Origin of the sequence: Mesorhizobium sp. B2-3-13 (genome assembly GCF_006442195.1) — a bacterium.
Taxonomy (GTDB): domain Bacteria; phylum Pseudomonadota; class Alphaproteobacteria; order Rhizobiales; family Rhizobiaceae; genus Mesorhizobium; species Mesorhizobium salmacidum.
In genome coordinates, this window is record NZ_VFVQ01000037.1 from 1 (window position 1) to 13737 (window position 13737).

At 60.6% G+C, this 13737-nt stretch carries 11 protein-coding genes and 2 pseudogenes; 6 read left to right on the plus strand and 7 right to left on the minus strand.

The features are described from left to right. Together FJ941_RS27805 and FJ941_RS27810 are read left to right on the plus strand one after the other, a co-directional pair. Positions 1-832: shikimate dehydrogenase (locus FJ941_RS27805; protein WP_140510692.1), on the plus strand; the 832-nt coding region annotated here is incomplete at its 5' end. A gap of 23 nt (positions 833-855) precedes the next feature. After that, positions 856-1722 (plus strand): dihydrodipicolinate synthase family protein, encoded by an 867-nt coding sequence (locus FJ941_RS27810; RefSeq protein ID WP_246674045.1) that lies wholly within the window; start codon positions 856-858, stop codon positions 1720-1722. A gap of 780 nt (positions 1723-2502) precedes the next feature. On the opposite strand, the gene FJ941_RS27815 is transcribed toward FJ941_RS27810, so the two are convergent. Next, positions 2503-3027 carry an EF-hand domain-containing protein gene (locus FJ941_RS27815; protein WP_246674046.1) on the minus strand — a complete coding sequence of 175 codons (525 nt, stop codon included), beginning with the start codon at positions 3025-3027 and terminating at the stop codon, positions 2503-2505. Positions 3028-3534: 507 nt separating this feature from the next. Here FJ941_RS27815 and FJ941_RS27820 point away from each other — a divergent pair. Next, entirely contained in the window at positions 3535-4524 is a 990-nt protein-coding gene (locus tag FJ941_RS27820) for a TAXI family TRAP transporter solute-binding subunit (RefSeq protein ID WP_140510695.1), read from the plus strand. Positions 4525-4608: 84 nt separating this feature from the next. Then, a complete protein-coding gene (locus FJ941_RS27825) occupies positions 4609-6666 on the plus strand; it encodes a TRAP transporter permease (RefSeq protein ID WP_140510697.1) in 2058 nt (685 codons plus the stop codon). A gap of 7 nt (positions 6667-6673) precedes the next feature. Here the strand turns inward: FJ941_RS27825 and FJ941_RS27830 are convergent. Further along, positions 6674-6769, minus strand: a pseudogene (locus FJ941_RS27830) (TetR/AcrR family transcriptional regulator); the annotation flags it as partial. Between the two features lie 120 nt (positions 6770-6889). On the opposite strand from FJ941_RS27830, the gene FJ941_RS29130 reads away from it, so the two are divergent. Then, on the plus strand, positions 6890-7498 hold the full coding sequence (locus FJ941_RS29130; protein ID WP_181170027.1) for a hypothetical protein: 609 nt from the start codon (positions 6890-6892) through the stop codon (positions 7496-7498). Positions 7499-8021: 523 nt separating this feature from the next. On the opposite strand, the gene FJ941_RS27845 is transcribed toward FJ941_RS29130, so the two are convergent. The 5 genes and pseudogenes from FJ941_RS27845 to FJ941_RS27870 all read right to left on the minus strand — a co-directional run bounded on the left by FJ941_RS27845 (position 8022) and on the right by FJ941_RS27870 (position 12757). Beyond that, positions 8022-8309, minus strand: a complete 288-nt coding sequence (locus FJ941_RS27845; RefSeq protein ID WP_140510700.1) for a plasmid partitioning protein RepB C-terminal domain-containing protein — start codon at positions 8307-8309, stop codon at positions 8022-8024. Positions 8310-8320: 11 nt separating this feature from the next. Then, on the minus strand, positions 8321-9031 hold the full coding sequence (locus FJ941_RS27850) for a Crp/Fnr family transcriptional regulator (RefSeq protein WP_246674048.1): 711 nt from the start codon (positions 9029-9031) through the stop codon (positions 8321-8323). Positions 9032-9708: 677 nt separating this feature from the next. Further along, positions 9709-9828 (minus strand): annotated as a pseudogene (locus FJ941_RS29575) (Crp/Fnr family transcriptional regulator); the annotation flags it as partial. A gap of 402 nt (positions 9829-10230) precedes the next feature. Next, complete coding sequence (gene ligD / locus FJ941_RS27860; RefSeq protein WP_140510704.1) at positions 10231-12003, minus strand: DNA ligase D; 1773 nt, start codon at positions 12001-12003, stop codon at positions 10231-10233. A 541-nt stretch (positions 12004-12544) separates the two neighbouring features. Next, positions 12545-12757: a hypothetical protein gene (locus tag FJ941_RS27870; RefSeq protein WP_140510707.1), complete on the minus strand. Its 213-nt coding sequence runs from the start codon at positions 12755-12757 to the stop codon at positions 12545-12547. Between the two features lie 575 nt (positions 12758-13332). Here FJ941_RS27870 and FJ941_RS27875 point away from each other — a divergent pair. Continuing rightward, positions 13333-13701, plus strand: a complete 369-nt coding sequence (locus tag FJ941_RS27875; RefSeq protein WP_140510709.1) for a hypothetical protein — start codon at positions 13333-13335, stop codon at positions 13699-13701. The last annotated feature ends 36 nt before the right edge of the window (positions 13702-13737 follow it).

Genomic DNA, 13737 nt, shown 5'->3' on the forward strand with positions numbered 1-13737 from the left:
GATCGGCGACAACATAAAGCGCTCGCGTTCGCCGGACCTGCATCGTCTCGCCGGCCGCCTCAGCGGCCTGGACGTCAGCTACGACCTCTTCATCCCGCGCGAGATGGGTAAGGACTTCGACGCCGTGTTCGACGCCTGCCGCGACGCCGGTCTTCGCGGCATCAACGTCACCTATCCATACAAGGAGATGGTGGTCTCCAGGCTGTGCATACACGACGACCTGACCAGGCGCATCGGTTCGGTCAACACAGTGGTGTTCGACCCGCATGGCGCGCGGGGCTACAACACCGACCATACGGGTTTCGTCGCCGCCTATCGCGCAGTCTTCGACGACATGGCGCCGGGCAAGGTCGTCCTGATCGGAGCCGGAGGAGTCGGCAAAGCCGTGGCCTTCGCACTACTGGCCCTCGGGGCTGATGGCCTGACCATCATCGACAGAGATGCCGGCAAAGCGCGGTCACTAGCCGCCGCGATCGCGACCGCCTCGAAGGGCGCTGTCGCAGCGTCCTGCGGCGTCGACGTCGATCCGGCGATGGACGGCGCGGGAGGCATCGTCAATTGCACGCCGCTCGGCATGCACGGACATCCGGGCTCTCCGGTGCGGCCGGAATTGCTGCGGGAGCTGCGCTGGGCATTCGACGCCGTCTACACGCCGGTCGACACGCAGTTCAAACAGCAGGCGGAGGCGGCGGGCATCAAGGTTCTCAGCGGTTTCGAGCTATTCTTTCACCAAGGCGTCGAAGCCTTCCGTATCTTCACCGGGCGGACGCCAGCCGATCTTGGATCGTTGCGCCGAATGCTCCTCGAAATCCCCCCAATTGATCAAGGATAATACCTGTGTCCGAAAACCATCACATGCGCAAGAAGATCGGCCTCAGCGCGGCGCTGACAACACCGTTTGAGCAAAGTGGCGCGATCGACTGGCCCCGCTTCGTCGCACACGCTGGACACTTGCTGGGGCAAGGTATGCGGGTGGTGACCGCCTTCGGCACGACCGGCGAAGGCGTATCAATTTCGGCCTCGGTCCGCGCGACCCTCTACGAGAGAACGGCCGCGGCCGGCATCCACGCCGGCAGCCTGATCGAATGTGTCTACGGGCCGTCGTCCGAGGACGCAGGCGACCACGTCCGGCGATCGCTTGAGGCTGGCTGCGGCGGCATCCTGCTGACGCCCCCCTTCTATTTCAAGCAGCCAACGGAGGAAGGCATCTATCGCTGGATCAGCGAGGTGCTGGAGCGCTCCGGCGCGGCCGCCCGCGACGTCATCCTCTACAACATCCCGGGCCTTACCGGCGTCCGCATCGGTCCGAAACTGGTCGCGCGCCTGCGCGTCGCCTTTCCCCAGGCCATCGCCGGCGTCAAGGACTCCAGCGGCGACTGGGAGCAGACAGCGGCGCTGCTTGCCGAGCATCGCGACCTCGCCATACTCGTCGGCCATGAAGGCCATCTGGCGAGAGCGGTCAGGCAAGGCGCCAGCGGTGCGATCAGCGGGGTGGCCAATTTCGCGCCGGCGCTGCTGGCGAAACTCGTGCGCGGTGAGGAAGATCCCTTGATCGATGACTTGCTTGGCAAGCTCCTGAAGCTGCCCGTCGTGCCAGCGGTCAAGGCGGTTCTGGCCCAACGAACCGGTGACGCCGTGTGGTTGCGCGTTCGCGCTCCACTGGAGGCACTTGAAGAAGCAAGCGACCTGCAGGCCTGCATGGAAATGGCAGCGATGGTTTAGGAAGAGCATCTGCTGAAACCGCCCCCACGATGAACCCGGCTCTATGGGCTCCGTCGGCCATTATCCAAAATGCCGCAGCCGACGGCGACGGCACTGTCTCGGGCGAGACGATCAACGCCTCCGCTATGTTCGAGCAGAGTGTGTCGGAAGAGAGTTGGTGGCCTTAGTCGTGCGCCGACTGGGGATGGAAATCATAATATTGTGCGGAAGCACGTCGCCACTTCCGCGGCCGGACGCAAAGGTGGCAAACCGGCCCCGCCCAGCTGGCGCATAGGCGGCGCTGTGCCGGACGGCGTTGGATGACAAACCGCCCAGTTCGGGCGCTTCTGATGCGCGCGGGCTACATGAACGTTGGTTGCGCTTTCGAAGGTCGACCAGTACTGAGGGCCGCTTGAGCATAAAAAGGGGAGAGAAGACCGTACGTGCAACTCAGCATTTATTCAGAATGTGCGGGATTGCAGTGCACCTGATGTAGCAAGGATCCACACCGCTCGCGAGGAAAAATCGTAAGGCGAGCCTACCGAGTTTCTCCGGCCGGTGCTCGCCCGCAACACGCCGAGATTGGAGCCGCACTCGGCTGTGTTGACATACAAGCCTGCGGCTTTCCTTCGCGCCGAATCGAAAAGGCCGGCTACCTAGGGCGGGCCATTTTCGTTTACGCTTACGCACTGCCAAGCCTTGCCGGCCACGCCCTCCCCTGCTCGCCTGACTGCTCAGGCGTGAGCTCGTCGGGGCTATTCAGGCTTGGCTGACCGAGTGGTAACTGGCCGACGCCCAAGATCAATCCGCCTCCCGATTGCCGGGTCCATGGAAGAAGGATTGGATTTCCTCCATGTCGACGCGGCCGTCGCCGTTTTCGTCTATCGCATTGAATATGCGGTCTACAAAGTCCTCAATTTCGCTCTGTGAGACCGATCCATCGCCGTCGGCATCCACGATGGCAAACATCATTCGCATCCCTGCGCCATGCATCATTCTGGCTCCCATGCGGCTGCGATCTTCGGCCATCCGGTCTCGTTCACGAGGGCCCATTCTGTAGTCCCGGCCTCCGCGTTCGCCCCCTTCACGGTCTGGTTGGGAGCGCCCGTCTGCGTGCGACCTTTCCTGCATCATCTCGTTCATCATCTGGCGCATCATTGCCCTCATCGAATCCTGGGACTGTCCTGTGCCGTCGGACGGCCGTTCGGGGCCATGATCCTGTGCCTTGACTGCGGGGACAGGCGTTCCGCTGGACTGGGCCAATGCTGGCAATGCGCATATGGCAAGGGCCCCGGCAATTGCCGTTGCTTTTATTGCTCCCGTCATCTTGCTCTCCTTTAACGGATGGTCGGACCGTGTCGGCATCTCGGCCAAACCTGCTGCTCGGTTGATAGTTCCTCGCGACGCGCAAAAGACCGCTTCGGAGAAGGCTGGGCTTCAGTACATACCGTTGAGCTTTTCTCGTTCCTCAACGCATTGGCCCCTGCGTTCAGCAACGCCGGTACCGCCCCAAATCTCCCGCCGTTGTCGTCCCCAGTTCGGCGGGAAAGATCCCACGAGCCAGTTCGATCGCACAAGGACAGCTTATATTAGCGAACGCTCGAGCAGGTTGCGTATCATCATTTGCCTGCCGGGAGGAACTCCGGCACGGTCCGGCTGTCGTTTGCCCCAAAAGAGGAAACCCCACCGGCAGCCGGGCCGCCAATTCCATCGTGACCAGCAACAGCCGATAGCCGCAGCCCGCGACAAACCGATCCGCCCCGAGGATCGTGCGCGGGTTGACAACCCTTCGGTTGCTGCAACATCCTGCCGATCTTTGACCGGGAGGTAGTTATGACGATTTCGATCAACCGCCGTACCTTTTGCATAGGCACGGGCGCTTTGGCGCTGGCCGGTGCTGGATATTCGCCAGCGCGCGCGCAGCAGGCATTTTTCCGCATCGGCACAGGCGGAACCTCCGGCACTTATTATCCGGTGGGCGGCCTGATCGCCAACGCCATCTCGGCAACGGGGCCGGCCGGCGTCGAAGGCTTGGTCGCCACCGCCACGTCGTCCAACGGATCGGTAGCCAACCTCAGCGCCATCCAGTCGGGCGCCTCCGAATCGGGTTTTACGCAGTCCGACGTTGCCTACTGGGCATATTCGGGCACTGGTCTTTATCAGGGCAAGCCCAAGATCGATGACCTGCGCCTCATCGCGACACTCTATCCCGAAACGATCCATCTGGTCGCCCGCGCTGATGCCGGCATCAAGACGGTTGCGGACCTGAAAGGCAAGCGCGTTTCCCTCGACGAGCCGGGTTCGGGTACCATCGTCGACGCGCGCCTCGTGCTCGCCGCATACGGGCTGACGGAGAAGGATGTGCAGCCCGAATACCTCAAGCCTGGCCCGGCCGGCGAGCGGCTTCAGGACGGCGCCATGGACGCTTATTTCTTCGTCGGCGGCTATCCGACCGGCGCCATCGTCGAGCTTGCCAGCACTAACAACATCACGCTGGTGCCGATCACCGGCCCCGGGGCCGACAAGCTGCTGTCCGAGCAGAAGTTCTTCTCCACCGACACCGTGCCGGAAGGTACCTACAAGAATGTCGGCGAAACCAAGACCATTTCAGTCGCCGCGCAATGGGTGACCAGCGCCAAACAGACCGACGACCTCGTCTACAAGATTGTCAAATCGCTTTACAGCGACGAAACCCAGAAGGCGCTAAGAGCCGGCCACGCCAAGGGCAAGCTGATCACGCTCCAAAACGCGGTAACCAGCGCCGGCATTCCGTTTCATGCCGGCGCGGAGAAATTCTACAAGGAAGCCGGCACCCTGAAATAGCGGTCACTTGACCGGCTGACAACACCGAGGCGGGAGGCGTGCTTTCCGCCTCTTTTGTCTGAAAATTCAGGACAGGGGACCGTCATGAGCGACGACGACAAAATCACGCTTTCCGGAATGGAGTTTGACGAGGAGAAGGCTCGCGAACTTGAGGAGAAATTCGACTCCGAAATCCGGTTCCGGCCGTTGACCCATGCCGCAGGCTGGCTGGTCGGCTTCCTCCTTGTGGCGCTGTCACTGTTTCACTACTACACGGCCGGCTTCGGCTTGCTGCAGGAGATGCTGCATCGAGGCATCCATTTGTCGATGGTGCTGGCACTCATTTTCCTCGTCTTCCCGCTGGTGAAGAAGGGTTACGACCGGCCTGCGCAATCCAGCCTCCTGCGGCCGCTCGGCATACCACTTTTCGACTGGCTGCTCGCGCTCGCGGCCGTGGTGGCTGTCCTGCACGTGCCGATGATCCCGCTCGACGAACTTGCCTTCCGCGTCGGCAATCCCACGACGCTCGACGTGGTGCTAGGCGTTATCCTCATCCTGCTCCTCCTGGAGGCAACGCGCCGCTCCGTCGGCATCCCGCTGCCTGTCATCGCCGTCATCTTCATGGCCTACGCGCTGTTTGGCCGGCACATGCCGAGCATTTTGGTGCACCCCGGCGCGTCCGTTTCCCAGCTTGTCGATCACCTTTACCTGACGACGCAGGGCATCTACGGCATCGCGCTCGGCGTCGTCGCGACCTACGTCTTCCATTTCGTGCTGTTCGGTGTCTTCGCAACCCGCATCGGCCTCGGCCAGCTCTTCCTCGACTGTGCCGCCTGGGTCGCCGGCCGCTATGCTGGCGGCCCGGCCAAGGTGTCGATCTTCGGGTCGGCACTGTTCGGGATGATCTCCGGCTCTTCGGTCGCCAACACCGTCACCGTCGGCTCGCTGACAATCCCGGCGATGATCAAGCTCGGTTACAAGAAACATTTCGCCGCGGCGGTGGAAGCGGCGTCCTCGACCGGCGGTCAGGTGACGCCGCCGATCATGGGGGCGGCCGCCTTCTTGATGATCGAATTCCTCGAATTGCCCTACACGACCATCATCCTGGCGGCCATCGTGCCAGCCTTCATGCACTTTTTCGGTGTGTTCATGCAGGTGCATTTCGAGGCCAAGCGCACCGGCCTCAGGGGGCTCAGGCCGGACGAGATGCCCGATGTCGTCGAGGCGCTGAAGCGGGACTGGCCGACGATCATCCCGCTCGTCGTCCTCATCGGCGTCCTGCTCTCGGGCTACACGCCCTACATGGCCGCGTTCTGGGGCATTACGCTCTGCATCGCCGTCGGCCTGCTCAATCCGCGCCGGCGCATGTCGGTCGCCGACATCGTGGTCTGCCTGCGCGACGGCGCAAAATATGCGCTCGCCGTAGGTGCCGCAGCCGCTACCGTCGGCATCGTTGTCGGCGTCGTCACTCTGACCGGCGTCGGCTTCAAGCTATCCTACATCGTCACCTCGACGGCGGGCCACTTGTCGCTCCTGTTCGGCACTTTCATCCCAGAGTCAATCTTCTCGGCGCAAGGCCTGACGCTGCTGTTCACGCTGCTCATGACGGGCGTGGTCTGTATCCTGATGGGCTGCGGCATCCCGACGACAGCCAACTACATCATCATGGTAACCATCGCGGCACCCGCGTTGGTCATGCTCGGCACCGAACCGATCGTCGCCCATTTCTTCGTCTTCTACTACGGCCTGCTGGCCGACATCACGCCACCGGTCGCGCTGGCCGCATATGCGGCGGCCGGCATGGCGGGGGCGGACCCGTTCAAGACAGGCAATACCGCCTTCCGGTTGGGGTTGGGCAAAGCGCTGGTTCCTTTCGTGTTCGTCTTCTCACCGTCCCTGCTGCTGGTGACAAAGGACTTCACCTGGCCGAATTTCTTCCTGGCCTTTGTCGGCTGCGTGCTCGGCATCACCTGCCTGGGGGCTGCACTATCGCGTTACCTGCTGGTGCGAACGAGGCCTTGGGAAAACGTCCTTCTGGTGCTTGCCGCCTTCCTGCTGGTGGCCCCCGAGCTCTATTCCTCGCTGCTCGGGCTGACTCTAATCGCTCCCGTCGTGTTGCGCCACTGGAACGCGCGCCATACCGAAGAGGCGCAACCAGCCTGACCAGCGCGAACGCGTTCTTGACCGCGCGCGCCGCCTCGGCGGGATCTTCGACTTTGAATTCCCCCGCTTCGATGCCCTCGCGGATGATCGCCTCGAAGATCGTTTATCACCCGCTCGGCATGCGCCCTGCCCTGGCGATATGGCACCGCATCGTTATAGAGGCTTGGCAGTGCATCATTCATATTCGACCAGCAGTCCCACCTTCGGGCCGGCGCCGTTTTGAATGCGTGCCCTGAAAGCCGTTGGGATGCCCCCGCCGCGCTCGACGCTCAATGCAAAGGATCTCGGCAGACTTGAATTCCATTGCGGCGAGTTCGGGTACCTTCCACATCTCGCCGAAGAACCCCTCGATTTCGCGGCTCCTTGCAGCCAGTCCGATATCAAGACTGAAAAGTTCCTGGACCAGGACCTGCATCACGAGAGAGCCTCGATCGAAGAGCTGCGAAACCATCCGAACATCACACCTCTGATCCGGACCGCATATCAGATTTTGCGTTCCATGGCGGTCGACGGCGAAAGCCGTGAACTGCGCGCTCAACTGGACCTGGCGCGTACGATATTCAACGAAAGCTGTGATGTTCTGGCGATAGCGGCGGCGGACGCTGAACATCTCCTTGGTGAGCTTCGAGCGCGGATTTTAGATCACGAGGCGGTCGTTCGCACTCACCATGCGATCGTTCGTGCTCACCACGAGCTCAGCCTCGAATGTGACGCGATGGTCCGCGATCGGGACGCTTTCCTTGCAGAACGCGACGCGCTTCTCGCGTCGCGCAGCTGGCGCTGGACCGCACCGTTGCGATGGGTACGCGGCCCGTTCGTGCGCCGAACTTGAGGACGGCAAGATGGTCGCAGCCCGCGCAATGCGCCGCTCGACCAGTTCCGAGCCGTCGAACTAGCATGAGACGTTGAGTTTCAGGAAGCGCAGCACGCGGCCTCCCACCAACACCTTTCGATGTCGTGATCGCCCAGACCTTTGTCCACGACGTCCACCCCTTGCGTGGCCGCGCTATAAGCTCGCTTTCGCGCGTGGCCTTCCCTACAAGCGATTGCTTACATGCACGGACTCGGACGTTGAATAGAAGCATTATCCGGTTGGGAGTGAGCGCAGTGGGCAAAGGTCAGCAGCATTACGCCAGGAAGCGAACTGGTGACTTGAACCCGGGCGTCGACAGGCTGTAAAACTCGTCAAATTGGCCGTGAAATTATGAGCCAAATATCGTACCACCTTGGAATTATCCATCAGCCGGTCAAAGTAGCGGCCGGTCGCTAACAGTTCCAGGCTCACTGAGCCACGTCCTTCCACAGCGCCCAGAAACTCGGCTTAGCCTGCCAAGCTCCGGCGTCAGCGCTCCCAGTTAATCGTCAGACACGTTGGCAATCATCGCCGGATTAAAACCCTCGGCCAGCATCCCCTGTGGCGTAAGGGCGACGAGCATCTTCACGTATGTGAATGTGACCCGGTCCATGGCAATCATCAGCCTCGCGATCTCCAATTGCCTGGCCGGAAGCACATGCCGCAGCAAGCCGAAGATCAGGCCTTCCATGGCCTCACGACGTGCTGCCATGATCCCATCACATTCGATGCCTACCTCACCTTTGATGACCGCATTGCTGTCGCCGGCGTCAAAGAAATATCTCGCCATCGAGCCCGCCCTCACAACGTTCTCGCGTTCTTTTGGTGCAGGTAGGTGGTGTCGAAATCTCCTGCTCGAATGAGCCCGGCCCAATCAACGGCGTGAAATCGCGACCCCTCGGTGACAATCAACCCGTTGCGTCGAAGTTCCTGAAGCGTTCGGTTCACGTGCACGGTGGATAAGCCTACCGCATCGGCAAGTTCCGCCTGCGTGATCGGAAGCTCCGCTACATGGTCGCTGATGAGCCCCACGGAGCGAAGGCGGACGATGAGTTCGCACAGGATGTGCGCCGTCCGAGCATAGGCGTCGCGCCTTCCAACGTTGGTGACCCACTCTCGATAGATCGCTGCGTCGATCAGAGTCGAGCGCCAAAACACCGTGGCTATGGAAGGATGTTGGTCGCAAATGGCCCGCAAGGCATCGTGCCGCATGAGGCCCACGCGGACGCGCGTGAGAGGTGAGAACGTGCAATCCAAAACCGAGAGATGCAATCCATGGAGATCGGGAATGTCTCCCGGAACAAAGAACGAAGTGACCTGCCGCTTGCCCTCGCCTGTAAGCTTGGTGGACCCTACCAGACCGTCCAAGACAACGAATGAATTGGTGGGACGATCACCCTCGCGCACAATGTCCTGATCGGCATGATAGTCCCGTGTCTGGAATTGGATGCTCTCCAAAACGGCGATGTCTGACTGCGTGAGATCAGAGATGTTCTGGAGCTTGCGGATCATAATGTTCGGGGAAGGGACATGTGCCAAATTCAGTGACCGGATTGAGTTAGATGCCGAACTTGCATGGGGCACTAATGTTCCCGGCGCTTTTCGGCGATCGCGCCTGCTAAAAAAGCGCGAGCGGCTTGCAAAGCCAGTGGCCGCACATCACCGTCAAGCTAGCCTATGGCATTACCCTTCAGGCTATTCCTTCCGTCGGACGTTCGCCAAGCCATCTGTCCCAGAGATTTAAGACCGGACAGAGGCACTTCGGGCCAATTGCTATTCTTGTGCGAATCGCCTCTACTTGTCCGAGGACCAATCGCGACGCAGTTTGCTGAATCCATGGTCCCCATCCTTGAAGGCGACCGGCGTCTATCCCGCCCCCCGCCAACCGGCGTCGGTCGCCCCACTTCCTGTTGCAGGCTTTTTTGCGGACTGCTGCGCCAGTGCCGATCTGCTACAATCCCTTATGGCCGTCCGAATAGTGGTTTTCTTGGCGCTTCTTTTCGCGTTCGCCTACGGATTCGCAAAACTCGTGGAACGTTATGGCACCGTTGGCGATCGGCCCTCTCGATGTGGTCAATTGTCGACCCTTGGTTGCCCGGACCCGAATACGCCACCTCTCGCGCCTCAACCAAACGGGTAGAACCTGGCAAGCATTGGTGAGCGGAACTTGCGGGTAACACCGGGCTGACGATGAGTTCGCACACAATGTGCGCCGTCCGAGCATAGGCGTCGCGCCTTCCAACGTTGGTGACCCACTCTCGATATCTCGCTGCGTCCATCAGAGTAGAGCGCCAAAACACCGTCGCTAGCGCCGTTGATGCGCGCCGTCACTAAGACGATCCCCTCGAAAGGTTCCGCGCCCTGTCTACTTGCCATTGATCCGATCAACCCGCCAGCAATGCTGGCGGAAACGATCCCAGCCAGTGCTGTCGGTGAGAACCCTGCACCCTGAGGAGGAATCCCAAAGCCAGAAATGCGCTCAGGCAGAATAACCCGCCAAAGAACGCGGTGAGAATCGCGGCTGGACCGATCCCCAAGCCCGCCAACTCGTCGGGAGAGCCGCATTGCCTCCAACCAAAAACGAAAACCGCGTCTCGGCTACGATACGAACCCGTGGTTTGTTAGCTCGTGCGGAACTTTGAGGTTCGCTGCGATTTGCTGACGGCAGCTCCCACTTCTGATCCAGGTTCGCTGCTCCGGTCCTCGCCGGATCAGGCTGCCTTCCTAGTGGCTGCCCTGAACGGATGATCCATGGTGAAGGCGTCGGGCCGAATGGACCGCTCAACCTGAGCCCATGTCACTGGATGCGCGATTGGAAACCCGGGGCGGGCTCGTGGGGAGAACGCACCTACGGCCGTGTTGCCTCTCCCGTTGCGAAGGTAGTCGATGAAAATGCGTCCCGTTCGTGCTGCCGGTGCAGCGGACAAAAGGTAACGGTCGGGCTGAACGTTGATAAGACTTCGGGCAAGCGACTTGGCTAGTTGCCGGGCGCTGTCGTGGGTCATCTTTGGTTCAATAGGCGCCATCAAATGGATGCCCTTGCCGCCGGTGACCTTAGGCCAACTCTTCAGACCTGCAGCCTCCATGATGTCGCGAAGCGCCAGGGCCGCTTCGATCACCTGCTTCCATTCGACGCCCTCGCCTGGGTCGAGGTCGAGAACCACGCGATCGGCGCGATCGATGTCATCAATGGTGGCGTTCCAAGGATGAAGCTCCACCGCATCCATTTCGACCAGCCCGAGCAGACCAGCAAGATCGTCGACCCACACGCGCACTCCTTCGCCTCCCTCGCGCTTCTGGACGCGTAACTGATGCACGGCCCTCGGAATGTCGGGCAAGGGGCCCTTGTGATAGAAAGTCGCCCCATGGGCATGCCGGACCAGTTTCAACGGTCTGTGGCTGAGATGAACCAGAGCTTGGTCGGCAACCCGCTCCCAGTAGCCCCTAAGCTCATGCTTGGAAGGCGACACCGCGTCTGGCAGCAGCTGCAGGATGTTCTCACGAGGCACACCGCGTTCGTTGGCCTCGTGCCGCCGCTTAGATGGGGCGGGCGGCTTTGCGGGGATCGTGACGAGGTCTTCACGAAGGCCCTTGAATACCGCTTCCCGCAAGATGCCGCGGTCGGTCACGCCGCTGAACTGCACCTCGGCCAGAACGTCCGGCCTAACCCATGTGGCCTTGGGCTTGTCGATCGGCTCCGACAATGGCGACTTGTCGATAATCAGCGGGTCGAGCCGCTCGCGGACCTGCCGCGCGGTGATCAAGCTGTAGCCGCTCTGCGCCTTCCCGGCATAAACCAGCCGGTCGCCTTCAGGCCTGCCGATGTAGAGCGAGGCGATGCGACGCGGGTGAGCGCCAAGCTTCTCGACAAAAGCCACGATGGGAAAGGTGTCGCTCTTGATGCATTTGATCTTGACCCAGCTTGTCTGGACGCCGGAGCGATAGGGGGAATCGGCGCGCTTGGAGACGATGCCCTCCAACCCCATCTTGCAGGCGTGGGCGAACATGTCCTTCCCGCTTACCTCCAGATGCTCGGCATAGGTCAGGGTCGGAGCTGTATCTTTGAGCAGCTTCTCCAACGCAGCCTTGCGTTCCGAAAGCGGCTGCTGCCGGAAATCGCGCCCGTTGAGATGAAGCAGGTCGAACGCGTAGAACATGAGCCTCGACGAGTTCGGACTGCCTAGCTCCCGTTCCAAGGCTTGATAGTCCGGCAGCCCGGTATCGCCTAAGACCACAGCCTCACCATCGATGATCGCGGATTTCACCGGCAGGCTCGCGGCCGTCTGAACAATTCTCTTGTATCGATGCGACCAGTCGTAGCCTCGCCGGGTGAAGGCTCGCGCTGTTCCACCTTCGAGGATAAGTTGAGTCCGGTAGCCGTCGTACTTGATCTCGTGAAGCCAGTTGCCGCCATCAGGAGCTTTCTCCACCAGCGTCGGCGATTGAAACTCGATGAACGACAGCCGGTCTTCGGTCCTGCTCATGTGCTCGCGACTCCCGGAACCGGGAGTCAAACCGTGCGACGGCAATCAGTTCCGAGAACTTTAGCAAAAATGCATATAACGGGCTTGCGGAGCCAGTCTGAAGGGAGGAGAACCGCGCCACGCGAACTACGTCGGGCAGCTCCGCGCGTGCCCCCGGTTGTCGCGTACGCGGGTGTATCATTTTAATACAATCCTCAATTGGTGGACTTGTGCGATACACCGGCAGCTAATTCGTCCGTCAGGCCAAAAAGGGAGAGAGGCCGCGAAGTGGGAGAAAGCGATGTCCGTGCAAAAAGAAGACTATCGAACGAACAGGGCTGACTATGCGATTGCTGCGAAGCGCGGCGGTGCGCTTGCTGATGGTGGCGACTACGTCGAGTTACTGGCACGAAGAAAGAAGGCGCTTTGGCTTAAGGATCGGCGAACCGCCAGATTGGCCGCAAACCCCACGGAAAGTTCGTTGGGATCCAGACCTAGACTGCGCGGATAGCGCCAGCTCTCAGTACGCTTGGCGGGCTTTCTGGATAAGCATTACGATCAGTCAAGAATCCAGAACAATCGCCAAGTGCCGTGCTGCCGCACATTCCACAATCAGTTCTTCGAGGCCAGCATCAGTCAATTTGGTCCTCGTTTTTTTCCGAACGATCCTGATGGCCTCGTGAACAGAGATGCGCGCGCCCTTGCCTCGATCATCAAGGTAGCGGCCGATCTCAATCACCGCGTCGGCGTCAACGTCCTTGGGCAAGTCGCGCATAGCCTTTCCCCCAACCGGGAAGCTAGACATGCTTGCTGCAAAAAGCAAAATCCCGCCGCGACCGCGGGGGGGCCCTCAAAGGCTGAAATATGAGCGATGGCGATTGAGAGCGGCTGGCAGCCTGGGCTGCGCGTCGCTCGCCCGAAAAGTCGCATACCATCGCCTCGAGTTCTACTTCGGTGTTGGAATGGATCAACTGCCGCTTTGACGTCAGCAACGAGGTGCTGACCGGGTGATCGGTTTTGGCTAACTTGCTCCATGAATTTTGATGCGCAGCTCAGGGGCTGCTGCATTCTAAGATCGTCCTCCACGAGGTGCCCGTTTCCTAGAATGTCCCGGATGCGGTCAGCCGGTCGATCGGCGGGATTTGGGTCAAGTCTTCTGACATAAAGTGCCTAGCCATGAGCCTCTGCAGCCGGAGCGGCCTGCGACAATCCTCGAATTTCCGTCGACGAGTACAGGGAAGCCACACTGAGCTGGGCCACACCCTGTTCGCTGGTATCAAACCGACATTTGAATCCTTTACGGGCTGCATTAGCTTACACAGCTAGAGTCTTAGCTATTGGGAGGTAGCTATGATCGTAAGCCATATAGACATGGCGCAGGCGATGATTGACGCCAGCTTCCTGTCTCAGCACCGTTCTATGGCCGACATTACCTCACTTCGCAGTGACATAGCCCAAACCCGGCGCGCAATCGCGGCATCACGCGAGCTTCTAAAGCGGCTTCGCCAGCGCAAGATAGGGGAGGCACTCAGAGACGCTGAGCACCACCGGCTATCCGCGTGGGATGCAGACATCGTCCGCAAGGTCTTTCAGGATTTGGTCGTGGAAGTGAAGACGCCAAGGTCTCAATGGCGCGCCGTCGCTCAGTACCTGGTTCACGAGTTTACCGGGTCCGAGCGTGTCGAGCCTGCGTTGGTGGATTGGATCATCAGGAAGTAAGGCGCTAACCACCGCGCAGTGGAGCTTAGGGTCGAA

Coding starts and splice junctions, on each gene's coding strand:
- FJ941_RS27845 (WP_140510700.1), bottom strand. CDS start 8,309: ATGGCGAGATATTTCTTTGACGCCGGCGACAGCAATGCGGTCATCAAA.
- ligD (WP_140510704.1), bottom strand. CDS start 12,003: ATGAGCAGGACCGAAGACCGGCTGTCGTTCATCGAGTTTCAATCGCCG.
- FJ941_RS27850 (WP_246674048.1), bottom strand. CDS start 9,031: ATGATCCGCAAGCTCCAGAACATCTCTGATCTCACGCAGTCAGACATC.
- FJ941_RS27815 (WP_246674046.1), bottom strand. CDS start 3,027: ATGACGGGAGCAATAAAAGCAACGGCAATTGCCGGGGCCCTTGCCATA.
- FJ941_RS27825 (WP_140510697.1), top strand. CDS start 4,609: ATGAGCGACGACGACAAAATCACGCTTTCCGGAATGGAGTTTGACGAG.
- FJ941_RS27820 (WP_140510695.1), top strand. CDS start 3,535: ATGACGATTTCGATCAACCGCCGTACCTTTTGCATAGGCACGGGCGCT.
- FJ941_RS29130 (WP_181170027.1), top strand. CDS start 6,890: ATGCGTGCCCTGAAAGCCGTTGGGATGCCCCCGCCGCGCTCGACGCTC.
- FJ941_RS27810 (WP_246674045.1), top strand. CDS start 856: ATGCGCAAGAAGATCGGCCTCAGCGCGGCGCTGACAACACCGTTTGAG.
- FJ941_RS27875 (WP_140510709.1), top strand. CDS start 13,333: ATGATCGTAAGCCATATAGACATGGCGCAGGCGATGATTGACGCCAGC.
- FJ941_RS27870 (WP_140510707.1), bottom strand. CDS start 12,757: ATGCGCGACTTGCCCAAGGACGTTGACGCCGACGCGGTGATTGAGATC.